We start from the raw sequence: 25,730 nt of genomic DNA, 5'->3' as shown, positions 1-25,730 counted from the left end.
TATTAAAAACTAGTAATCAAAATACCAATTGAAAATATCCGAACGTAATCCAACGCTAAACCAAGTTGTACTTTGCTTAAAAGTTGCCGCTGTTTCTTGTGTTGGGTCAAAATTTCTATAGACTAAACTTCCAAATAGTTTCAAATTTGTCATCGGATTAATTAAATATCCTCCTTGAATATCTGCGATAAAAACATTTGTTTTATTTCCTTGCCCAATTTTTACACCTGTATCATACGGGCGATTTACATCGTAGCTTTTATAAATATTTCCACCATAGTTATAAGAGTCTTCTGCGGTATCAAAATCTAAACCTCTTGTCCCTACTGTCAGCTTCGCATCGGCAAGCCATCGCCCTTTGTGGTATCTGGCAATAGCAATAAGTTCTTTAAAATTTCCGCCCCATTGGTGCCCAACGCTCTGATTGTTATGCCCATAATTTGTAATAACGGCGCTATGAGAGTACACATAAGGACGTACACTATTTAATTCGACCTGAACCAGCAGATCTTTTACATTAAATGCATTGAAATATTTTGCTCCAAGCTGAAATCCAAATTTGTTTTTCCAACTTTTATTTCCTGCTCCAACATCAGAAACAGAAAATTCATCAATCAAAAATTGTGAGTAAAGATTTATGCTATTATTCCATTTGTATTTACCTGTTATCCCCAAAAGAGCATTTCCGCTTCTAGACGAAGAACCGAATTCTACTGCTCTGTAAAAAATAATCGGATTCACAAAATTGACATCAAAACCTCTATTGTTTGTATTTGTCCAAACTACAGATTCAAAAAAACCTAAATTCAATCTATTAGAAACATTCCAGCTCAAATAATGATTGGCCATGAATTTTGTTGCATATGTTCTTTCCGCAGTCACTTCTGGACGAACATCTTTTAGCCACATATACGTATTGGTATACTTAATTTTCCAAAAATTGGTATTCAACTTAAAATAAGGATAAGGACTTGCACCATCGCTTTCCAATAAAGAACGATAACCATCACCAATAAAGTTTCTTCCATAACCCAATTGAAGATCAAAAATTTTACTAGGGGTAAAAGTAATATTAGCATCTGCCAAAGGAAAATCATACGCATCAGATTTAAAACCTTTTGCAATTCCGATTCCTGGAATTATAGCAGGGTTCCCACCTGACGGCTTAATCGATTCTGCATAATCGTTAAAATAACCCGCAAATCTTCCTTGACTTTCAAAAAACGTAGTTGTAAAATTGATTTGTTTTCCTAAACCTCCTCTAAAATTTAGCGCTCTTGTATTCACGTAAGTGTAAGACGCATCAATATCAGAAGCTTTTCCTAATTGCAAATCTACAATCGGGTTTAAGGCGAACCAATAATCTTCTCCTTGTATTTGTACTAGATTTTCATTCCACCATTTTCTGCCCAGCCAAGTTGACGTTTTTTTCTGCAATGACTCATTAACCGCTTTTAAATTATAATATTTTGAAACCTCAGCATATGTATAAGGTTTAGAAGCTGTATGGTTATTACTCCCTACTTGATTCATTTCAGCATCAAATTGCGAATAATAACTATGAGAAAATGGGATATTTAAATGACTTTCGAATTCTGGATTATTGTATTTTTTATACACAATACTATCCAATTCTGTCATTGGTTTTTCAACTGGTTTTAAAATTTCTGCCGCCGCCAAAGCTTCAGCTTCAAGCTGTGCCGAACTTTTTAGTGGTATATCAATAGAAATAGTATATTTAGAATAGGTTGGTTTTCCGTTGTAAGTTGATGGTTTTATTTTTGGAAATTGCCCAAATACTCTTTTTGCTTCTTCAGATAATTCTGCTGTTTCTGCAGAAACATAAATAACCTTAAATTCTCCTTCTGCATTTACTTCAAAAAGCAATTTTACAGCACCTTTATAATTGTTTTCTTTTAATTTTTGTGGAACCTGAAAATTAGCAAATACAAAATCCTGAACCTCTTTATAAAAACAGTTTTCTAATTTTTTGCTTTCTAAATTTTCGCAATTAGGAAAAATTGGGAACATTTCTGCTGTAAAACCGGGCTGAACTGAAGAATTACCATTTTGCTGAGAAAAAACATTCCAGAATGAAAAAATAAAAACAAGGGACAAAAAAAACTTATTCACTTAAAATTTGGGTATTTATTTAATATTGATTTGGGGAAATTTCTCCGTTTGCAATTGCTTTTGCAGCCGAAGTACCGATGCGTTTTACTCCTAAATTAATCATTTCTGCAGCCTCCTCAAACGAACGAACTCCACCGGCTGCTTTTACTGAAAGTGGCGAAGCATTTTCGAGCATTATAATTATTACTGGAACTGTTGCTCCATTTGGCAAATTATTTTCTGTTTTATAAAATCCCGTAGACGATTTTACAAAAACAGACTCAAAATCATCTTCTTTAAAATTAGATACGACAACATTTTTTATTAGGGCAGATAATTGAATAATCTCCTTATCTGTTAAGGCCGCAACTTCAATAATCCATTTGACCGTTTTATCATTTGCTAAACCAATCTGCGTTCCAATTAAGATTTCTTTTTTTACTAAATCCAGATCGCCATTCTTAAATGCTTCGTAGTTACAAACAAAATCCAAATCATCGGCTCCATTTGCAATTGCTTCATTTGCTTCTTTAATTTTGATTTCGAGACTTGACTTTCCCTCTGGAAAATCAATTACAGTTCCAACTAATAAAACAGAATTGGCCTCAACAATCATTTCTTTTGCCAAAGCAACATATTCTGGGCGAATCATAATTAGTTTAAAACCTTCTTGAATAGCTTCTGCAATTGCATTTTTGACCACAATAGTATTTTCTGCTTCAGAAAGACCAGCTTGCGATGCAGTTTTTAAATAGGTGGAGTCTAAATATTGCTTTACATTCATTTCGTTGAAGTTGCAGAAAACCAGCACAAAAGTACATTTTATATTGATAAAACATAGTTTTTTATAGGCTTGATTTTCCTGTAATAAAAAACCCACCGAAGTGGGTTTGATTATATTTTATCGATTTGCTTTTTAAATCCTATCGCAGAAAAAACTGCTACAAAGGCTCCAAGCGCATTTGCTAAAACATCTGTAACATCTGCTGCTCTTGTTATTGTAAGAGCGCCTTGAAGAATTTCAATTGTAATTCCGAAAAAAACAGAAAATATAAATGATATCAAATACGCTTTATAATCATCTGCCTCTTTTCCTTTTAATTCTTTTTTGAAAAACAAAATCCATGAAATTGTGAATCCAAAATGAAAACAGAAATGTACAATTTTATCAATGCTTGGAAAACTAAGTGCTGGCAAATTACCAGAATCTGTAAGACAGAAATAAGTAATGATTCCAGAACAGATAATTGCCCAAATTAATAAGAGTTGTTTAGGCACCGATTAATTCTTTATAAGCTTGATCAGATAATAAAGTATCGATTTCTGATGCATCAGCAATTTTTATTTTAATCATCCACCCAGCTCCGTAAGGATCTGAATTTACAGTTTCAGGAGCACTTTCTAAATCTTCATTAAAAGCAATGATTTCACCTGTTAATGGTAAAAATAAATCTGAAACTGTTTTTACAGCCTCAACAGTTCCAAAAACTTCATCTTTTGAAAGTGTCTGATCTAAAGTTTCTACCTCAACATACACGATATCTCCTAACTCTTTTTGTGCAAAATGAGTAATTCCTACAGTCGCAACATCTCCTTCGATGCTAACCCATTCGTGATCTTTTGTGTACTTTAAATTTGCTGGTATGCTCATAATCGTTGTGTTTGAAAATTGATTGTTTAAAATTATAGCCACAAATGTAATAATCTTCTAATGAAATCTAGTTTAGAAACTAAAATTTAATTTCCGAAATTATAACGAAGTGTGAAACCTGATCTGATATTCGTTAAAGGAAAAGAAGTCGAAATAACTGCTTTAGAGAACGAATGATCGTAATAAAATATTGCTGTTAAATTTTTACTGAAAGCATAATCTGCTGTTAATTTTAAAGTCCAAATATCTTGTCCTGCTGCCAGCTGATTATTATCGTAATCTAAATATCGAACCAAAGTTTCATTATTTCTATATGAAAAATCTGCTTTTATGTTGATATCACTTTTAATAATTCCAGTTGGATTATCTGCTAATCTTGAAGATATAATAACATCTTTAAAACGATATCCTAATCCTACAACGTATTCTACTCCTCGAACTTCTGTCAACAAATTATTATCAAAACTCATAGACAAAGCGCGATCTTTCTTTATTTCAGTTAATACGCGGAATGAATTTTTCAACTCAAAATCAACTCGCATAAGCGGGCTAAACTGCTCTACTAAGTTAACATTCGACATAATTGTTTTGTTAAAGAAGTTCGTGTTTACATCTTGCCCTGATGGATTTTCATAATAATCAAAATTTGATCTAAACTGGCTAATTGTATAAGATGCTCTATAATTATGCTGTAATGAAAAACGTCTAAAATGATCTTTGAAATACTTATAACGCATTAAACCATTATATTTTACATTCCAGTTTGGAATAGGGAAACTTCTAAAAATACCTGTTGAACTTTTTTCTGCATCTGCACCGGTGTAAGCAGCCATAAAAGAAGGCAACAGAACGGCCTGATTACTTTTTGAGAAACCTATAGGATACCCCTCGTTGGCCACATAAATTTTATAATTCGGATCTGTCTCTGCTGGAATTGGATTGCTTGCATCTCCATATCTAGGAATTGGCACTCCTGAACCATAGTGATCTTCTGCCAAACGATTTGCAATAACCAAACGATTACTTCTAAAATCATCAAATGCTGCCGATACAGTTTCTGTACTGGTTGAAAAAGCTGTCTTAATTAATACTGTTGAAATAGAAAACATTCCATAAGTATAAGGTGATAATGGTATATATTCTCCTGTGTTTTGATCTACACTATATTGTTCTGATGAATTTTCAGAATAAGCTCTGTCCATAGCAAGATCAATTTTCAAGTCAGGCAGTAAATCTACATTTGCCGTAACTTTCAAAAGTTTGTTGCTTACTTGCGTAAAATTTTGGTTAAAATTCTGATAGCTGGTTAGCCATCCGTTTTTAGCCGCTTCAAAACGAACATCATCTTGACTACCAAACACAAATCCTAATGTAGGTTTAGACGTTCCAAAAAATCCTACTCCAGGAATATAACCTGGTAAAACGGTACCACTATTTTTAGTATAATTAATCTGAACATTTTTAACACTTGTTAAAACTCCAATTAAACCGTCATAAAAAGGATTACTGCTTGTAACTGGCTTAGCCGTATTTACAATTTTCTCTCCTGGTTTTGGCGGCGCTGCTGGTTTTGGTTTTGCTGGTTTTCCTCCAGGAACCAAACCTAAATATTTATACAGCGTATTCATATTTAATGTAGTCGAAAGCGTATTTGAATTGGCATTCTGAACCGTATTTCCTAAATCCCAAGACACTCCACTGTCATCAACATATTGAGAAAGCGCCGTCGAAGATCTTTGCCAATTGTAATCGGCTGTATAAGAATAAGTAGCTTTTACAAAACTGAAGATTGGAATCTTATTAATTGGAATATCATAGTTTAAAACCAATTGTTGTAAATGCTGATTTGGTATACCAATATCAAAATAATCATCCCAAATATTAAAGTTTTCTTTTGGAGTGTTATCGTCATTCAAAAAGTTTCTTACGATATTATTAGACGCTGCTGTATAATTTAATTTTAATGATTTTGTCAAATTAAACCCAAAACCATATTGATAATTAAATGCAAAATTTCTTCTGTAAAGAGGATCGAGACCAATACCTTCTACATCAACTTGTCTATATTGCTGACGATTGCTTTGTCTTAAAATATTACTATTAAACGAAACATTTGAAGGAAGATAATTGATATTAAAATCACTTAGCAATTTCCAATATTCACTTGTTTTCATGAATTTGGTATCCTTAAACGGCACTACTTCTTTTGGCTGGAAAGTATAGGCATAATTAACAGATGTGCTGGATTGCTCGTCTTCATAGCTTTCCACTTCATAATCATGTCGCTCTACCTGATTGTATGATTGAGAGAATGTGAAGTTTTCTACATCATAGACATGTGGCTTTTGTTCTGGCGCTCTATCTTTTCTTACCCCAATAAAATTGATGCTTTTACGCTTAGTATAATCTACTGCTCGCGTTCTGATATTATCTTTTTCAGCTGGATCTGTAGTTTCTTCTATTAACTGTTTCAATTTAATATCCTGATTAAAAGGATCGTATTCTGGCGTAATAACTTCTTCGCCAATTGCATAATTAAACGGTAGATTTATACCCCATTTTGGCGGAAGCAGTTTTCCTAGATTGATATTGGTTACAATATTGTATTGCTGAATATCTTCACGATCTCTTTCGTTGGCTCCTTGTTCAAGCGAACCAAAACCTATCGTACTCTTTTTACCAGAAGCAGACAACGTCATCAAATCGGCCATATTGGTGTCCACATTTAGCAATGCCGCCATACCGCCTTTGTTTTCTAGATCTGACATACGTAGTTCGTTAAACCAAACCTCTCCCATAATATCCTTATGGTTTGCCGCACTTTTTACTCCGACCATTAAAGTTCGGACTAAACCAAAATTCGGATTTCCTTTAATCCCTAAAGTCAATTTAGCATCCTCGTCACCTCCTTCTACATCAGGATCTCGGTCGGGATAGTAAATACCGTTTATGTCTCTTTTTGGTGAGTTTATATCGATATTCATTCCCAAAACTTTCATTCTTGTCAATAATGACAAAGCTAAATCAATATTGTTTTCTTCAAGCCAAACCTGATCTGGACTAATCGTACAGGATCCTCCCGTTCTTGTTACTTTTAACGGAATCTCTACTTGATAGAAGTTCTGTGTAAAGTCATTACCAAAACGAATGAATCCAATCATTTCGTCGTCTAAAAGTGCTGTTTCATTAGGAAGTGATTCTGCATGAAGGAACATTTTCAGTTTTTTGTACTGACGCATATCAACACTTACATTTTTAAAAACCGCTCTAGAATCTTGATATTCTAATCCATTACCCCCAATTCGCAATGCTAACGACTGCTCATTTTGGTTAATAATTGTATTGTTATTGTAAAGTTGTTCTCTTTGAACTCCTGGCGGAATAACATAATTTACAGGACATTTTGTACCGTTTTCTTGGATATTTACTGCTGCAACATCAAATTGAGTTCCGTCATTATCAGGATCTGTATCATTTGCGTCAAGCGTTCCAGTGTACTTTCTCCATTCTCCTCTTACTAAATCTAAAGCTCCAAAACGAACTGTCATTTGATCATTAAATCCAGTCATGAACATACGCATGAAACGAATCGATCTAAAATCGGTAATATTTCCAATTGTATTTTGAGGTTTAGAAACAGGAATTTTAAACTGAATCCATCTTGCGTTAGTCGAACCTCCATTAGGCAGTTCTACATTTTGTACTTCTCTAATATCTGTAATATAATTTTCTCCAACCTGCATACCTGGTCTCACATCAATACTATATTCATAATACGCATTGATTGTGCTCATCGTATTATCACGATTGATATCTTCAACATCTGGAAGCGTGGTAGAACCACGATTTGGATCGTCGACACTTACAGCAGAGTTTCCTTCTGTTCCGTTATATTGTTTATAGCGTTCTAATACTCCACCGTCTGTATTTAAGAAATAGGTATAATTATCTGCAGCTGGATCTGGCTCTCCTGCGTAGTTGGTATAAATTGAACCCTCTCTTGCATCTGGCAAACCATCTAAACCAACATCCTGATTTTTACGATTTTCTGTATTGGTATCAAAGGCATAAATTAAGGATTGAGATGCTGGCACGTCTCCCCAAATTGGTTGCGGATTTACCATTATCTGATCTGGCCCTAACCCGTTTTCATATTGTTTTCTTCCGTCTTTCAGAACGTCTTCAGAAACTTCTCCTAAATTGAAATAAATTTTTCCGCTATTTGTCCCCTGAGCCTGTCCATTACCAACATAAGGATCAAGTACCCAAAACTGAATATACTCAACATTTCCCTGCTCGAAGTTAGTAGAGTTCAACGCACGCATAATTCCACCGAAATTATTCGACGGGTTGCTGGTTGCAAAATCAGGATTATTATTGTAAGGTCCTCTATCTGACGGATAATACGTTAAATCCAGCGTATTAATAACCTGAATCTGTCCTTGTGCAATATCGGTATTTGGATAAAGTTCTCTACTATAAACTCTTCTGGTTGTATTTAAAGATAAATCATCATTTGAAATTCCAGACGGTTTTGAAGTGTAGAAAATTGGATCAATAGTATACCAAGCCAACTTAGCACGTTTGAAGCCATAATCTAAAGTATTTGAACTCGCATTAAAAGTATTATCTGTAGCAGAAGTGATAAATGGTGTTGAAGCCAAACTCCAAGCATAAGCAGATCTCATGTCTATTGTTGTCTGCGTACCTTCAAAATCATCAATATAAATAGTAGCTTCTCCTTCAAAATCGCTGGCTTTTGGAGCATCTGGTTTTAAGAACGCTACTTCTCCACGAATTGAAAGATTCGAAGGAACATCTGTATCTATATTAGGCAATTTGTTTGCTAATCTTGTTAAAAACGGAACTTCTGTTGCATAGTTTCCGTTGAAACCGAAAATAGTATTATTTACAGATTCTTGTCCGTAACTTGATTTTTGAGTAAAAGGACGTTCTGTCATTTTTAAGAAAGTACCTCCAACAACAAATTTTTCAGAAATTTTATGCTCAACATTAAATCCCATGAATCTTCGAGTCTGCTGCCCGAAGATTGAATTATTCTCCAACGAAACTTCAATCGGGGTATTTGATGCCTGAAGTGAAGGATCTAAAATCTGTACTCTTCCCAATTGATAATCGACACTATAATCGATACCTTCAACTAAAACTCGTCCCGCAGCTGTTACCACAACAGATCCTTGTGGCACGTTGAATGCACCAATCGGAATACCATTACTGCCCGAAGATTTGTATTTTCCTCTTAATAAGAATTTGTTTTTATCACTATCCTGTAATGCACCAGCCTGAGTATTTTTGTACATGTTTCTAAATACATATTTCCTCTGATTCGGATTATAGGTACTTGGATCATTATAGCTTTCTCCAGAATTGGTATTTAATTTTCTAAACAAAAGTTCTCCAAAAGGCTCTTTAGTCGTAAAAATAATTCGAGCATTCTGTACATCTACTGTTACTCCTGGAACGTAATCAAAAAATCCGTCTCCTCCTGTCTGTGGATCATTATTGTAATTTAAACGATCCAGATTAAAAACATTTAATAATGGCGTTTGTTCTACTTTATCTTCTGGCGCAGGATTTGGAGGAAAAGTACTTCCTTGCACTGGCGTAATATAATTTATTGGAGATGGATCTGTATAAAGAATGTTAAGTCTGAAATCTTCTTGTTTGATTTGATACGCTTGTGGAATCTGATACACGTTTTTCATCATCAAGTTCCAAACTGGATTCTGCACATTTGTTAAACTGCTTTTCAGCATTTTCAAAACCAAACTCTGCGTTACAATTGCTTGATTGGCATTGTTGTTTCCTGTTACTACAGTTGCATCTACACCGTCACTTCCAAACTCTCCAACTTGGTATGTTTTTCCTCCAACGGTATATTCAAACGCTACGGCTAGAATTTCATCGTTAGCCAAACGTTGTTGCAGCGAGATATAACCTAACTGTGCATTAAAAGTAAACTCGTTTGTAGTTAATTTTCTAGCATTTTCTAAAACAGAATAATCGGTACCTTCGTTTACATTGGTATTATTAAATCCTGATTTTGCTGTTACAATTTCTCTAATATTAGAATTTAAATAACTTCCTGCTTTTCCTATTGCTGCTGGATCGTATTTGTTATTGGTATTGTCTGTAGGAGAATCTATAGGATTATTAAAAAAACCTGCTGGATTTGTAATAACAACAACTTCGTTATCTGGAACACCAGCAACCTGACCTTCTCCCAAATCCTGAAGCGCAATAATATTTCTTAAGTTATTATTTGATGTTGTTACTCTATTCTGTTTATTGGTTACCCATACTTCTATTCTTGTAATTTGAACACGGCTGTCAATTAATGGATAATTTCGAAGAGAAGCATCGTATTTATTTCTAAAATATTGTGATAAGAAGAAATGTCGGTCATTATCATAATCCAATGCAAATAAATCAAAGTTTTGCACCGTTCCTCCACCTTCTGCGACTATACTTTTGGTCTGAGACTTCTGTTCTGAAAAAACTCCAGTAACCGTTGTCTTACCAAATTGTAGCTGTGCTTTGACCCCAAATAAACTTTGCGCACCTCTAATTAAGGTACTATTTAAAGGCATGCTCACGTTACCCACTTCGACTTTCTGAATGATATCGTCTTCTGAAGGCGTGTATGCAAGTTTAAATAAATTCTGAAAAGCAAATGTAGATTGTGTATCGTAATTGGCATTTACCTCCAAACGCGTTCCAATTTTACCCATTAAACTCATACTGATTCTTTGATCGAAATCAAAAGTCAGACTGGATCTGTTTCTTGGTGAAAATGAAGGATTATCTTGTTTGGTGTAGCGTAAACCCAAGTCCATTTCTACTGACCCTGTGGGCTTTACATCTATAGTATTGCTTCCAAAGATACTTTCGAATAAGCTCGAATTAATGTAATATCTAGGCAATAAATCTTTTTTGGCTGCTTCGGCCCCGGCTTTTTTACCGTCTATGGCATCCATTTTTTGTCTAAAATAATTCCTTCTGGATTCTTTTAGAACTAAATCTTCGTATTCTCTTGGAGTTAAAATTAAAGGATAATTGATCGAAAAACCATCTACTGAATTAGTGTAGATATATCGATCTGTAATAGGATCGTATCTATAAGCAGAGAGTACGCTTGGAGGATCCTCAAGCTCTATTTTACCTACCGAAAATTGAGTTTTAGTTGTATCTTGTGCTACCGGTGTGACCTGTGCCCGCAAAACATTACTGCAGAGTAATACCAGCAACAAAATACAAATTTTACGCATAGAATTCTTTTATATAAAATGAAATTTATAAGCTTTTTAAAGCCTTTTTGATAATCGTTTCAACAGTAGCCTCAGGATCTTCTTTTACGATCTTTTCGACTACTTTTTCAGAAGCTTTTCGAACAAAACCTAACACTTCTAGAGCAGATAACGCTTCATCTCGGTTTCTATTGTTTTGAGCAGCAAAAACTTCATCTATATCGTACAATTTAACAATTTTTTCCTTTAAATCAAGTATAACCCTTTGTGCTGTTTTGTTTCCAATCCCTTTAATAGACTGGATTACGCCAACATCTCCAGATGCAATGGCATTTATTATTTGCTTTGGTTCTATAGACGAAAGCATTGTTCTCGCAATTCCCGCTCCGATTCCTGAAACAGAAAGCAGCATTCTAAAAATTTCGCGTTCCGATTTTTCGGCAAAACCGTATAAAGTATGCGCATCTTCTTTAATTTGAAGATGCGTATACAATTTTATATTTTCAGAATTTGGAATTAAAGAGAAAGTATGCAACGATATATGCACATGATAACCAACTCCCCCACAATCAATTACAACTTCTGTAGGATTCTTTTCTACTAATCTTCCCTGCAACTGTGCTATCATAGATATAATTTATTAGTATCAAATATAACAAAAATGCCATAAAACTACGACAAATTTGTTCAATCCTTGTTAGACCGTTTATTGTGTTATTTTATTCTTTTTAATTTCTTTTTCCTGTGCATCAATAACAGCAATAGCCGCCATATTGACCATTTCTTCAACGCTGGCACCCAATTGGAAAATGTGAACTGGTTTACCCATACCCATCATAATAGGTCCAATTGAATTCACTTTGTACAATTCTTTTAACAATTTATAGGTAATATTTGCTGATTCTAAATTAGGAAAAACTAATGTATTTACTTTTTTTCCTGCTAATTTAGAGAATGGAAATTTCTCTTGAAGCAATTCTGGATTCAAAGCAAAATCTGCCTGAATCTCTCCATCAACTATCATTTCTGGATGATTTTTGTGCAAATAAGCTACTGCTTCTCTAACTTTTGAAGCACTTTCGCTTGTAGAAGAACCAAAGTTTGAGAATGAAACCATTGCAATAACGGGCTCAACACCAAACATTTTAGCAGTTTTAGCGGTCATAATAGCAATATTAACAAGGTCTTGAGCAGACGGATTAATATTGATTGCGGTATCTGATAAGAACATTGGTCCGCGAGACGTAAGCATCATATTAGTAGTTGCAATTAGAGATGCATTCTGTGCTTTTGGAATCAATTGCATCATTGGTTTTACAACCGAAGGATAACTTCTTGAGTGTCCTGTAACTACAGCATCTGCCTCTCCTTCGTTAACCATCATTGCTGCAAAATAATTTCTTTCGCGCATGAATTTTTCGGCATCTAATTTAGAAACGCCTCTTCTTCCTCTAGTTTCCCAAAATGCTTTTGCAAATTTATCACGTCTTGCGGCTTCCTCATCGGTTTTTGGATCGATAATTTCTAGATCGGCATCAAAACCAAGTTCTTTTTTCAAATCTAAAATCACTTCTTTGTTTCCTAGTAAGATTGGGAATCCGATTCCGTCTTCGTAAACAATTTGAGCAGCTTTTAAAACATTCAATTGATCTGCTTCTGCAAAAACAACACGTTTAGGATTTACTTTAGCGCGATTGGTAATCAAACGCACCATTTTATTATCGTTACCCATACGTTCCATAAGCTTCTCTTCATAAGCTGCCCAGTCTGTAATAGGATTTTTTGCTACTCCAGATTCCATTGCTGCTTTTGCAACTGCAGGAGCCACAACCGTAATCAATCTAGGATCGAATGGTTTAGGAATAATATATTCTTGACCAAAACCAAGTTTTGTTGCTCCATAAGCTACATTTACTTGCTCTGGAACTGGTTCTTTTGCCAAAATAGCTAAGGCTTTTACAGCCGCCATTTTCATTTCTTCATTAATTTTTGTCGCTCTTACGTCTAGTGCTCCTCTAAAGATATAAGGAAATCCTAATACGTTATTTACCTGATTAGGAAAATCTGAACGTCCTGTCGCCATAATAACATCTTTTCTCGTTTGTACAGCCAAATTATAATCGATTTCCGGGTTTGGATTTGCCATTGCAAAAACAATCGGATTCTCTTTCATAGTTAATAACATTTCTGGCGAAAGAATATCACCAGAAGATAATCCGATAAAAACATCGGCATCTTTTACCGCTTCGGCTAGAGAAATTTTTTCTCCATCGATAGCATATTTTAACTGTAAGTCTGAAAGCGCAGAATTATCTTTAGTTAAAAGTCCTTTACTATTAAACATTAAGATGTTCTCTACTTTTACTCCTAAAGAAACGTATAAATCTGTACAAGCGATTGCAGCCGAACCTGCTCCCGAAACTACCATTTTTACATTTTCAGCTTTTTTTCCTGCTAATTCAAGTGCGTTGATTAAAGCTGCAGAAGAGATAATTGCCGTTCCGTGCTGGTCATCGTGCATTACCGGAATATCCAATTCTTCAATCAGTCTTCTTTCGATCTCAAAAGATTCTGGAGCTTTGATATCTTCTAAATTGATTCCTCCAAAAGTAGGAGCAATATTTTTTACTGTCTGAATAAATTCTTCTACATTTTTAGTATCGATTTCGATATCAAAAACGTCAATATCAGAGAATATCTTAAACAATAAACCTTTTCCTTCCATTACTGGTTTTCCTGCTTCTGGACCAATATCTCCAAGTCCTAAAACAGCTGTACCGTTTGAAATTACGGCTACTAGATTTCCTTTTGCTGTATATTTGTAAACGTCTTCTACGTTTTCTGCAATTGCTAAACATGGCTCTGCAACTCCTGGCGAATAAGCCAATGATAAATCTCTTTGGGTTGCGTATTTTTTTGTTGGAACTACCTGAATTTTTCCTGGAGTTGGTTCTGCATGATACAGTAACGCTTCTCTTTTTTTACTCTCTTTGTTCATTTTTTTAGCTTTTATTCTAGCTTACAAAGATATAAGTCTTGTTTTAAAATGGCGTCTTTTTAGCGTTTTCTTTTCCTAAAATCTATTTGGATAAATAAAAAAAGTCCAATAGAAATTGGACTCGTTTTGAATATTTATCTTTTTTAAACATCGTTTATTGAGAAATATAAGAATTCAAATGGTTAATGGTGTCTTTTTGAATTTCTATAATTGCCTTAACTACATCACTGATTGAAATTATTCCAATCACTATTCCATCTTCCATAACAGGTAGGTGTCGGATTCTTTTTTCGCTCATAAGCTCCATACAATCTTCGATATTATTAGAAAGTTTTACGGTAAAAACATTACTTTCCATAATCTCATGAACAAAAGTTTCTTTGGAAGATTTATCCTTCAGCACAATTTTTCGGGCATAATCTCTTTCAGACAATATTCCTTTTAGCTTATTATCATCGATAACTAAAATTGCCCCGATATTTTTTTCTCCCATAACTTTTAACGCATCATAAACCGTTAAATTGGAGAAAATAGAATATACATTTCTTCCCTTTGCTTTAAGTATTTGATCTACAGTCATAATGAAAATTTTTTGATTTTATAAAGTTATAACAAAAACCAACATAATCTGTAACGAAATCGATTTTTTAAAAACATAAACAATTCATTTTAAACATAATACACAGAAATTTATATTTCTAAAATGATACTGCAAATAATGAAATGATTTAGAATTGTTTTTTGATGAAAAATTGATTTTTTAACTTTTAATGACAAAAACTACTTGTATACAAACGTAAAAAACCCTTTTCTAAATTTAGAAAAGGGTTCTGTAGTATTTAAAAGGATTTAGTAGGTTACATATCTACCACAATAAATTCGCTTCGTCTGTTTTGCTGATGCTGTTGCTCGGTACATTTTACACCGTCTGCACATTTATTTGTTAATTGCGTTTCTCCGTATCCTTTAGCGGTTAGTCTATTTGGATCGACTCCTTTGCTTATTAACCAATCTCTTGTTGACTGTGCTCTTTTGTCTGATAAAACCTGATTGCTTTCAGAAGAAGAACGGCTGTCTGTATGAGAACGGATATCTAATTTTAACTTTGGATATTGATTTAATGCCCCAACAACTTTTAATAATTGTGGTTCTGATGATTTTTTGATTGTTGATTTTCCTAAATCAAAAAAGTTCATCGGAATATGAAGCAATTTTACTAAGTCTGATCCAATATTAATGTTTGCAATTTTCACTGGTTTAACATATACCTTATTTACTGCAATTGGCTCAGCTACAATTGGTTTAACCACTTTCTGAAGTGCAATTGGCAATTCTGTTTTACCATTTTGTTTCTTTAAGGTAATAGAAACATCTTTACGGTTAAAATCTTCTTTAACAACTCTTATAGCATATTTTTTTCCGCATTTTACTTTATTAAAGACATAATTTCCCTTTTCATCAGATTCGATACTTTGTAAAGTATTAAAATTTTCATCAAATAAAATAAGTGATGCTTTTGCAACTATTTCGTTTGACTCCGAATCGGTAACAATCCCTGAAAGCTCTTGCTCGCAAACTAATTTTTTAATTTCAGTAAATCGATAAATATCATCCATACCATGTGCATTTTCACGGTTGGAAGAAAAGAATCCATTTCTGTTTTTACTGTCAATCGTAAAAGCAAAATCATCTTGCTTACCATTTACGGGCTGTCCTACGTTTTGAACATCATCAAACGTTCCGTCTTCATTTATTTTGGTTACATATACATCCAAACCTCCTAAGCCTGGTCGTCCGTCAGAAGAAAAATATAACTCATTTTCTTCTGAAACGAAAGGAAAGGTTTCTCTTCCTTCTGTATTAATAAATGCTCCTAAATTTTCTGGAGTTCCAAAACTTCCGTCTCCATTTACCGCGACTTTAAAAATATCAGATTCTCCTAAAGTTCCCGGCATATCAGATGCAAAGTATAAAACTTTTTCGTCTGGACTCAAAGCAGGATGGGCTGTGCTATACTGATTGCTGTTAAATGGTAGTTCTTTTTCGTTTTTCCATTCTCCCTTTACAAGTTCTGCCTTGTACAATTTCAGTAATGTTACACTTTTACTGTTTTCTCCTCTTTTTCCATCTGTAAAATTATTTCTGGTAAAATACATTGTGCGTCCGTCTTTTGTAAAAATAGGAGACGATTCATTGTACTTTCCATGATCCTTTTTACGAAGTGGTTTGACTTTTCCGACACTTCCATCTGGCAGTAAATCTGCTGTATAAAATTTAGAAAAAGATTTGTTTGTCCACTTAAAATTGATTTTAGCGATACTTCCAGTATCTCTTGCCGAAGTAAAAATAATTTTATTATCAAAAATGGTTCCTCCATAATCTGAGAATTCGGAGTTAACTCCAGCATCTGCAATTTCAAAACGGCCTGAATTTGATTTAATTTCTTCCAGATAATTTTTTTCATTTCTAACCAAAGCAGCTCTATTTTGTGATGCTGCTTTTTGATTGAATATCTCTAAAACTTCATCTGCTCTTTCATAATGTCCAACAGATTTTAGAGATTGCCCATATCGGTATAAATAATCTGGCTGCTGTTCTTTGTTTAGCCTAAAAAGTTCTCCATACCATTTCTCCGCATTTCTTAAATCACCTGTAAGATAATATGAATCGGCCAATTTTTGAAGTACTTTTTCGTCTTTTCGACTCTTCTTCAACACTTCTTTGTAGGCTTTTATAGCATCTGCATACTCGTAATCTTCATATTTTTTATCGGCTTTACTTACCAATTTTGCGTGTATCTTTTTTTCTTTTTCGTCCTTTCTTTTAAGTTTTTCTTCTGTCTTTTTTGCTTTTTCGCTTTTAACTGCAGTTTGCGACTGTACATTTATTTGGAAAAAAAAGCTCAACAATAAAACTATAAAACCTATATTTTTAATTTTCATACTTGGCATTGATTAGAAGAATCTTGGTGATATCATTTTATTATAATTATTGAAAAACTCAAAACGAAGGAAAATTTCATGAGATCCTGAATTGTATTTTCTCAATCTTGTCGTTTCGTGATCGTAACCATACCCAATATACATTCCTTTAGTAACTTGGAATCCTGCCATTGCACTAACAGAAGCACTCCAACGATAAGCAAGACCTAAAACGAATTTATCATTAAACATAAAGTTTCCAGAAACGTCGACCTGCAATGGCGCTCCTTCTACCATTTTGACCATCATAGCCGGTTTGAACTTAACATATTCTAAACGATCTAGATTAAATACATAACCTGCTATTAAATAGTAATTGATTTTATCTTTAAAAATGGCAATATCATCTGCATCGTAACGATTGGTTTCAATAAAATTTGGAACCGATAATCCAACATACGCACGATCGGAATGAAAATAAACTCCAGCTCCAACATTAGGAGAAAATTTGTTACTTAAATTTTGAAACTGCGGATCGTCCTGATCTTCAAAACTCAATTTACTAGCATCGATATTGAACAAATTGGCCGTACCTTTTATACCAAAAGACAAATTCCATGTTGGTGAAGTTGGTATTGTATAAGACAAATCTGCTGATAGTGTGTTTTCTGTTGTAGGACCAATTTTGTCATTTACTAAAGAAACCCCAAGTCCTAAATCACTATTCTTTAAAGGTGTATTTACCGAAAATGTACTAGTTTGTGGTGCTCCTTCTAAACCAACCCATTGGGTACGATAAAGCCCAAAAACGCTCAAAACCCCTCGAGAACCTGCATAAGCTGGATTGACTTCGATTGTGTTATACATATATTGCGTAAACTGCGCATCTTGCTGCGCATTTGACACAATCGAAAAAAACATAAAAACTAAAATTAATTTTTTCATTTATTAAGCTTTTAGAACGGCTTAGCTTACAGCTAAGCCGTAATCCTTTTTATTTATTAATGTATAGGTAACCAGATTTTTCGTGAGGGTTATTAGCACTGTCTTTGTATTTCAAAATATAGAAATAAGTTCCCACTGGCAGACCCTCTGTTTGTTTTACTGTAGAACGTCCGTTAGAATATCCGACAAAAACTCTATCATTATTATTATACTGGTCTATACTGAAAACCAAAACTCCCCAACGGTTATAAATTTCAACTGTATTATCTGGGTAGCATTCTAAACCTCTAATATAGAATCTTGCATTCTTTTGGTCTCCGTTTGGAGAGAAAGCATTCAATACTTCGATTACACATCCATTTAAATCTATTACGGTAGGGTTATCTCCGTCATTTCTCGAATCGTCTGACTTATCTTCGACTACCACTCCTCTTAAACTGCTTCCTTTTACAGTTGCCTGATTACTCACACTGCCTAGATTAATATCTTCTTGCGTTATTTTGTAAACTGCTGTAAAGTTCGTCTCATTAGATTCGTTTACGCCCAAATTAATGGCTTGACCTGAAACTACAACTCCTGGCAATAAATCTTCTATTGTGATTCCAACAAGAGCAACATTTCCTGTATTGGTTACCGCAAATTTGTATGTAATTGTTTCTCCTGCATTAGCAAAACCATCTTTGTTTTCATCATTGAGTACTGCTGTTTTGACTACTGCAATTGCAGGAACTTCAACAAAAACAGTTAATACTGCTGTAGAACAATTTGACGGATTTGCTTTTTCGCAAACTTGGTACGTTAACGTATACGTATTTCCTGGTGTATTTGGTTTTACGCTTACCGTTCCATCTGCATTCCATTCAAAATAAGCATCAGTTGTCAATGGCGTAACGATAACATCTGCCGGATTAATTGGCATTCCGTTTATCAAATCATTGTCTAAAACATTTACAAATTCTATAGAACCGTTGATTCCGTCTACACTAATATTAGTATCATCTACTAAAGTAATGTTATTTGGCACTGAAGGATCAGTCGGATTTACACTGTTTACAACTGTAATCTTAACTATTGCTGGTGCACTGCAATTTGATGTATTGGTTGCATCACAAATTTGATACGTAACTTCATAAATTCCATTTGGAGTATTCGCCGCCATACTTATTGATCCATCTGCATTTAAAGTCACATTTGGATTTGAAACAACAGTTGTTAAAATAACATCTGATGCATTTGGTTTCACTCCATTTACACTATCATTATCAAAAATGTTAACCGAAAGAGCAGTTCCTTTTTTAACATCAATTGGTCCATACTCATCATTATTTGCAACAATTGAAAATGTTGGACGCGCATTACATTCTGGCGTAGCAAGTGGATAAGCTACAGCAATTGTTACTGTTGGATTTACAGAGAATTCTATTCTCACTCCGTTTCTAGTAAGCTCAAAACCATCAGCACTTTCTGTCCATTGTCCATTATTTAAAGTCCATCCTGGCCAGTCTACTCCATTTCCGTCAGCATCAACTACAGCACCTGGCCAAATAACATTTCCGCTTAATGGTAAATTAGTCTGTGTTGCCACAACATTATTAGCGCTATCAATCCATTTAATTGTTAATTGATTATTCGCTGTAAAATTATCTGGCGTTACCGTATAATTTACATAAGGAACATTGTTAGAGCAATAACTGTTTGCTACTACCTCCATAGTTGGTTCTGCTACAGTTACTGTTACAACATTTGAGCTGCAATTTGATGAATTTAATTTATCACAAATTGAATAAGACAATTCATAATTACCCGCTGGTGCATTAGGAGCAAGAATTGCATTTCCGTTTGCATCCAATGTTAAATATCCTTTTGGATCAGCAACAGTAACAGTAAGAATTACATCTGACGGAACTAAAGCATTTCCGTCTTTAGTGTCATTTGCAAAAACATTAATTAATGACTGCGGAACGTTTATTCCAACTGCCGATGGCACAACATCTATATTTGCAACAATAGTGCTTTCAACTGTTACTCTTACTGTATTTGAACTACAGTTTCCAGTATTTAACTTCTCACATATAGTATAAGTCACTTCATAATCTCCTGCTGGCGCATTGGCTCCTAAAGTAACGCTACCGTCTGGATTAACTATTAAGTATCCTTTTGGATCTGGCGTAACAGTCAGATTTACATCTGATGGATTTAACGGCGCTCCATTTTTAGTATCATTTGTAAAAATGTTCACTCCTAAATTCTGCGCAGTATTTGATGTCTTAACAGATGGAATATTATCTGAATTTGCAACCAATGTTCCATTATTTACCGCAACTTTTGAAATTGCAGTATCGCAGTTTGAAGGATTGCTAATCTCGCAGATACTATATTCAATATTGTAAACTCCTGATGGCGTATTTACAGCAACAGTCACTGTTCCGTCTGCATTTAATGTTAATCCTGTCGGAACATTTATTGACGTTAGTTTTACCTGACCAGCAAGTGTTCCTATAACAGCTGGATTGCCATTTAGTGTATCATTATCAATTACAGAAGCTGTAGTTGTTCCTCCAATGCTTCCGTTGATAGATGGCGTTAACGTCTCTGCAATGGCGTCAATAGCAGGCATGCCTACCGTAACTTTAACGGTGTTCGATTTGCAGTTGCCTGGATTTAGCTTCTCGCAGATTGTGTACGTCAGCTCATAATCGCCTGCAGGAGGGTTAGCTCCTAGCGTTACCGTTCCGTCAGGATTCAATACCAGATATCCTTTCGGGTCTGGCGTAGATTCAGTCAGGGTAACGTCTGCAGGATCTAATTTCGCTCCGTTTTTAGTGTCATTCTCCAAAACATTGACACCCAAAGTCTGAGGCGCATTTGAGCCTTTAACCGCTGGGATAGAATCTGCATTGGCAACAAGATCTCCTCCTGTAACTGGTACAGTGATTTTTACTGAGTCGCAGTTTCCAGGATTGTTGTTGTCGCAGATTCTGTATTCTATGCTGTAATCTCCTTTTGGAGTGTTTGGCGCAACTGCAATTGTTCCGTCTGCACCATTCAGGGTGAATCCTGAAGGCAGCGTGCCGATAATGCTTATCGTCACTTCTCCCGGATTGCCTCCAATGGCAAACGGCTTGCCGTCTAATGTATCGTTTCCTGCCAATGCGATTGTCGTGCCTCCGATATTTCCGTTGATTGGATCAATCGTATCCGCAACAGCATCAATGCCTGGCAGGTCTACCGTAACCCTAACCGTGTTTGATTTGCAGTTGTCAGGGTTCAGCTTCTCGCAGATTGTGTACGTCAGTTCGTAATCGCCTGCAGGAGGGTTCGCTCCCAATGTCACCGTTCCATCAGGATTCAATACCAGATATCCTTTCGGGTCTGGAGTAGATTCAGTCATGGTCACGTCTGCAGGATCCAGCTTCACTCCATTTTTAGTGTCATTGTCCAAAACATTCACCCCTAAAGTCTGAGGCGCATTTGAACCCGCAACAGATCCGATCGTGTCTGCATTGGCAACCAGATCTCCAGCCGTTACCGGAATGGTGATCGTAACTGAGTCGCAGTTGCCTGAATTGGTATTGTCACAAATACGGTATTCAACTGCATAATCTCCTTTTGGAGTATTTGGAGCTACTGTAATTGTTCCGTCTCCATTTAAAGTCAATCCTGTTGGAAGTGTTCCTACAATGTTGATACTAACTTCTCCCGGATTAGTTCCAATAACTACTGGTTTTCCGTTTAAGGTATCATTAGCTGTTAAAACTAATGTTGTTGCTCCTGTGTTTCCGTTAATTGAAGGTATGCTGTCAATAACCGCATCGATAACTGGCAATCCTACCGTCACTGTAACTGTATTTGATTTACAGTTTCCTGGGTTCAATTTCTCACAGATGGTATATGTCAACTCATAAGTTCCCGCCGGAGGATTAGCTCCTAACGTTACTGTTCCGTCTGGATTCAATACCAGATATCCTTTCGGGTCTGGAGTAGATTCAGTCAGGGTAACGTCTGCTGGATCTAATTTCACTCCGTTTTTAGTGTCATTGTCCAAAACATTCACCCCTAAAGTCTGAGGCGCATTTGAACCCGCAACAGATCCGATCGTGTCTGCATTGGCAACCAGATCTCCAGCCGTTACCGGAATGGTGATCGTAACTGAGTCGCAGTTGCCTGAATTGGTATTGTCACAAATACGGTATTCAACTGCATAATCTCCTTTTGGAGTATTTGGAGCTACTGTAATTGTTCCGTCTCCATTTAAAGTCAATCCTGTTGGAAGTGTTCCTACAATGTTGATACTAACTTCTCCCGGATTAGTTCCAATAACTACTGGTTTTCCGTTTAAGGTATCATTAGCTGTTAAAACTAATGTTGTTGCTCCTGTGTTTCCGTTAATTGAAGATATGCTGTCAATAACCGCATCGATAACTGGTAATCCTACCGTCACTGTAACTGTATTTGATTTACAGTTTCCTGGATTCAATTTCTCACAGATGGTATATGTCAACTCATAAGTTCCCGCCGGAGGATTAGCTCCTAACGTTACTGTTCCGTCTGGATTCAATACCAGATAGCCTTTCGGGTCTGGAGTAGATTCAGTCATGGTCACGTCTGCAGGATCCAGCTTCACTCCATTTTTAGTGTCATTGTCCAAAACATTCACCCCTAAAGTCTGAGGTGCATTTGAACCAATAACTGATGGTATCGGATCTGCATTGGCAACCAGATCTCCAGCTGTAACAGGAACTGTAATTGTTACCGAGTCACAGTTTGATGGATTTGTATTCTCACAAATACGGTATTCAACTGCATAATCTCCTTTAGGAGTATTTGGAGCTACTGTAATTGTTCCGTCTCCATTTAAAGTCAATCCTGTTGGAAGTGTTCCTACAATGTTGATACTAACTTCTCCCGGATTGCCTCCAATGGCAAACGGCTTGCCGTCTAATGTATCGTTACCTGTCAATGCGATTGTCGTTCCTCCGATATTTCCGTTGATTGGAGCTATTGTATCGGCTACAGCTTCAATGGCAGGAAGGTCTACCGTAACCCTAACCGTGTTTGATTTGCAGTTGTCAGGGTTCAGCTTCTCGCAGATTGTGTACGTCAGTTCGTAATCGCCTGCAGGAGGGTTAGCTCCTAGCGTTACCGTTCCATCAGGATTCAATACCAGATATCCTTTCGGGTCTGGCGTAGATTCCGTCAGGGTGACATCTGCAGGATCTAATTTCGCTCCGTTTTTAGTGTCATTGTCTAAAACATTAACACCTAAAGTCTGAGGTGCATTTGAACCCGCAACAGATGGGATCGCGTCTGCATTGGCAACCAGATCTCCAGCTGTAACAGGAACTGTAATTGTTACCGAGTCGCAGTTGCCTGAATTGATGTTGTCGCAGATTCTGTATTCTATGCTGTAATCTCCTTTTGGAGTGTTTGGGGCAACCGTAATTGTTCCATTTCCGTTCAGTGCCAATCCTGATGGCAGCGTGCCGACAATGCTTATCGTTACTTCTCCCGGATTGCCTCCAATGGCAAACGGCTTGCCGTCTAATGTATCGTTACCTGCCAATGCGATTGTCGTGCCTCCGATATTTCCGTTGATTGGATCAATCGTATCCGCAACTGCATCAATGCCGGGAAGATCTACCGTAACCCTAACCGTGTTTGATTTGCAGTTGTCCGGGTTCAGCTTCTCGCAGATTGTGTACGTAAGTTCATAATCGCCTGCAGGAGGGTTTGTTCCTAGCGTTACCGTTCCGTCAGGATTCAATACCAGATAGCCTTTCGGGTCTGGCGTAGATTCCGTCAGGGTAACGTCTGCTGGATCTAATTTCACTCCGTTTTTAGTGTCATTCTCCAAAACATTGACACCTAAAGTCTGAGGCGCATTTGAGCCCGCAACAGATCCGATCGCGTCTGCATTGGCAACCAGATCTCCAGCTGTAACAGGAACTGTAATTGTTACCGAGTCGCAGTTGCCTGAATTGGTGTTGTCGCAGATTCTGTATTCTATGCTGTAATCTCCTTTTGGAGTGTTTGGGGCAACCGTAATTGTTCCGTCCGCAGCATTCAGGGTCAATCCTGATGGCAGCGTGCCGATAATGCTTATCGTCACTTCTCCCAGATTGCCTCCAATAGCAAACGGCTTGCCGTCTAATGTATCGTTTCCTGCCAATGCGATTGTCGTGCCTCCGATATTTCCGTTGATAGGATCAATTGCATCGGCAACTGCATCAATGCCTGGCAGGTCTACCGTAACCCTAACTGTGTTTGATTTGCAGTTGTCAGGGTTCAGCTTCTCGCAGATTGTGTACGTCAGTTCGTAATCGCCTGCAGGAGGGTTCGCTCCCAATGTCACCGTTCCGTCAGGATTCAATACCAGATATCCTTTCGGGTCTGGCGTCGATTCCGTCAGGGTAACGTCTGCAGGATCTAATTTCACTCCGTTTTTAGTGTCATTGTCTAAAACATTAACACCTAAAGTCTGAGGTGCATTTGAGCCCGCAACAGATCCGATCGCGTCTGCATTGGCAACAAGATCTCCAGCCGTTACCGGAATGGTGATCGTAACAGAGTCGCAGTTTGTTGGATTAGCTCCAACTTCACATATTCTATATTCTATGCTATAATTTCCTTTTGGAGTGTTTGGAGCAACTGCAATTGTTCCGTCCGCAGCATTCAGGGTCAATCCTGATGGCAATGCTCCCACAATGCTTATCGTCACTTCTCCCGGATTGCCTCCAATGGCAAACGGCTTGCCGTCTAATGTATCGTTACCTGCCAATGCGATTGTCGTGCCTCCGATATTTCCGTTGATTGGATCAATCGTATCCGCAACAGCATCAATGCCATTTTTCACAACAACCGTAGCACTTGCCTGATCGCAGTTTGATGGCGATGCGCCGTTCTCGCAGATCTGGTAAACAACCGTATAAGTTCCTGAAGGGGTATTGGCATTTACTGCAATGGTCCCGTCCGATGTATTTAAGGTCAGGCCTGACGGAACGGTGATTTCTGTTAGGGTAACCTTTCCTGCACCGTTACCGATCGCAAATGATTTTCCGTCAAGGGTGTCGTTTGCCGTTACGCTTGGCGTGCTGTTGCCTGAGCTTACTGTAGGAGTGGTAAAATCATCGTCATTGGCACATATTACAGAATTAATTACTGCATTTGCTGATGATTCTGAAGTACAACTACCTAAAGTAGCAGTTAAAGTATATGAACCAGTAGGGGCTGTAACTTTTGAATCAACTATTGTAACACCTACTGATGGAGTAATTGAGTAACTATATGAAGCGTTATAATTTGTTATCTCAAAACTTCCATTTGGTGTAGAACATGTAGCCTGCATAAATGAACCGAATGTCGGTACATCTGGCATTGGGTTTACCGTTACCGAAGCTGGCGTTGAAGCCGCGCTCTGGCATCCGTTACCATCTGTCACACGAACTGTATAGCTTCCTGATGTCGAAACTGTGATTGACTGGGTTGTTGCCCCTGTAGACCACAAGTTGCCCGTTGCATAGCTTGACGTAAGAGTCACGCTTCCTCCAGAACAGAAAGTTGTCGCGCCTCCAGCGCTGATGCTCGGAGCCGCAGGAAGAGGGTTTACTGTTACCGAAGCCGGTGCAGAAGCTGCGCTTGTGCATGTTCCGTTATTGAACGTAACCGTGTATGAGCCTGATGAAGCTGCAGTATATGTCGGGTTGGTTGCGCCAGTAATGGCAGATCCGTCTCTGAACCACTGGTTTCCTGATGATGCCGATGAAGTAAGAACCACATTTCCGCCTGAACAGAAAGTCGTCGCGCCTCCAGCGCTGATGCTTGGAGCCGCAGGAAGA

Annotated in this window: 11 protein-coding genes; all 11 read right to left on the bottom strand. The window is 36.7% G+C overall.

Features of this window, described 5'->3' with window-relative positions:
- Positions 1 to 9: 9 nt before the first annotated feature.
- Positions 10 to 2,133, bottom strand: a complete 2,124-nt coding sequence (locus tag EG814_RS14910; RefSeq protein WP_125722695.1) for an energy transducer TonB — start codon at positions 2,131 to 2,133, stop codon at positions 10 to 12.
- A 19-nt stretch (positions 2,134 to 2,152) separates the two neighbouring features.
- Positions 2,153 to 2,896: a deoxyribose-phosphate aldolase gene (gene deoC, locus EG814_RS14905; RefSeq protein ID WP_125722783.1), complete on the bottom strand. Its 744-nt coding sequence runs from the start codon at positions 2,894 to 2,896 to the stop codon at positions 2,153 to 2,155.
- Positions 2,897 to 3,006: 110 nt separating this feature from the next.
- Complete coding sequence (locus EG814_RS14900; protein ID WP_125722694.1) at positions 3,007 to 3,390, bottom strand: VanZ family protein; 384 nt, start codon at positions 3,388 to 3,390, stop codon at positions 3,007 to 3,009.
- Positions 3,383 to 3,763, bottom strand: a complete 381-nt coding sequence (gcvH, locus tag EG814_RS14895; RefSeq protein WP_095927914.1) for a glycine cleavage system protein GcvH — start codon at positions 3,761 to 3,763, stop codon at positions 3,383 to 3,385. The genes EG814_RS14900 and gcvH overlap by 8 nt, the downstream gene beginning before the upstream one ends.
- Before the next feature lie 86 nt (positions 3,764 to 3,849).
- On the bottom strand, positions 3,850 to 11,052 hold the full coding sequence (gene sov / locus EG814_RS14890) for a T9SS outer membrane translocon Sov/SprA (RefSeq protein WP_125722693.1): 7,203 nt from the start codon (positions 11,050 to 11,052) through the stop codon (positions 3,850 to 3,852).
- A 25-nt stretch (positions 11,053 to 11,077) separates the two neighbouring features.
- Positions 11,078 to 11,659, bottom strand: coding sequence for a Holliday junction branch migration protein RuvA (gene ruvA / locus EG814_RS14885; protein WP_125722692.1), 582 nt, complete (start codon positions 11,657 to 11,659; stop codon positions 11,078 to 11,080).
- 78 nt (positions 11,660 to 11,737) lie between these two features.
- Positions 11,738 to 14,029, bottom strand: coding sequence for an NADP-dependent malic enzyme (locus EG814_RS14880; protein WP_125722691.1), 2,292 nt, complete (start codon positions 14,027 to 14,029; stop codon positions 11,738 to 11,740).
- A 154-nt stretch (positions 14,030 to 14,183) separates the two neighbouring features.
- Positions 14,184 to 14,609, bottom strand: coding sequence for a CBS domain-containing protein (locus EG814_RS14875; protein ID WP_125722690.1), 426 nt, complete (start codon positions 14,607 to 14,609; stop codon positions 14,184 to 14,186).
- 277 nt (positions 14,610 to 14,886) lie between these two features.
- Entirely contained in the window at positions 14,887 to 16,971 is a 2,085-nt protein-coding gene (locus tag EG814_RS14870) for an OmpA family protein (protein ID WP_125722689.1), read from the bottom strand.
- Positions 16,972 to 16,983: 12 nt separating this feature from the next.
- On the bottom strand, positions 16,984 to 17,895 hold the full coding sequence (locus tag EG814_RS14865) for a PorP/SprF family type IX secretion system membrane protein (RefSeq protein ID WP_125722688.1): 912 nt from the start codon (positions 17,893 to 17,895) through the stop codon (positions 16,984 to 16,986).
- A gap of 49 nt (positions 17,896 to 17,944) precedes the next feature.
- Positions 17,945 to 25,730 (bottom strand): T9SS type B sorting domain-containing protein (locus EG814_RS14860; RefSeq protein WP_206430315.1); only part of this gene is annotated, 7,786 nt, incomplete at its 5' end.

Source organism: Flavobacterium ustbae (genome assembly GCF_003946915.1).
GTDB classification, from domain to species: Bacteria; Bacteroidota; Bacteroidia; order Flavobacteriales; family Flavobacteriaceae; genus Flavobacterium; species Flavobacterium ustbae.
This window is presented reverse-complemented; position numbering and strand designations above follow the sequence as displayed.

Excerpts from the sequence above, each read along its gene's own strand:
- deoC (WP_125722783.1), bottom strand. The coding sequence starts at position 2,896 with ATGAATGTAAAGCAATATTTAGACTCCACCTATTTAAAAACTGCATCG.
- gcvH (WP_095927914.1), bottom strand. The coding sequence starts at position 3,763 with ATGAGCATACCAGCAAATTTAAAGTACACAAAAGATCACGAATGGGTT.
- sov (WP_125722693.1), bottom strand. The coding sequence starts at position 11,052 with ATGCGTAAAATTTGTATTTTGTTGCTGGTATTACTCTGCAGTAATGTT.
- ruvA (WP_125722692.1), bottom strand. The coding sequence starts at position 11,659 with ATGATAGCACAGTTGCAGGGAAGATTAGTAGAAAAGAATCCTACAGAA.
- EG814_RS14880 (WP_125722691.1), bottom strand. The coding sequence starts at position 14,029 with ATGAACAAAGAGAGTAAAAAAAGAGAAGCGTTACTGTATCATGCAGAA.
- EG814_RS14875 (WP_125722690.1), bottom strand. The coding sequence starts at position 14,609 with ATGACTGTAGATCAAATACTTAAAGCAAAGGGAAGAAATGTATATTCT.
- EG814_RS14870 (WP_125722689.1), bottom strand. The coding sequence starts at position 16,971 with ATGAAAATTAAAAATATAGGTTTTATAGTTTTATTGTTGAGCTTTTTT.
- EG814_RS14865 (WP_125722688.1), bottom strand. The coding sequence starts at position 17,895 with ATGAAAAAATTAATTTTAGTTTTTATGTTTTTTTCGATTGTGTCAAAT.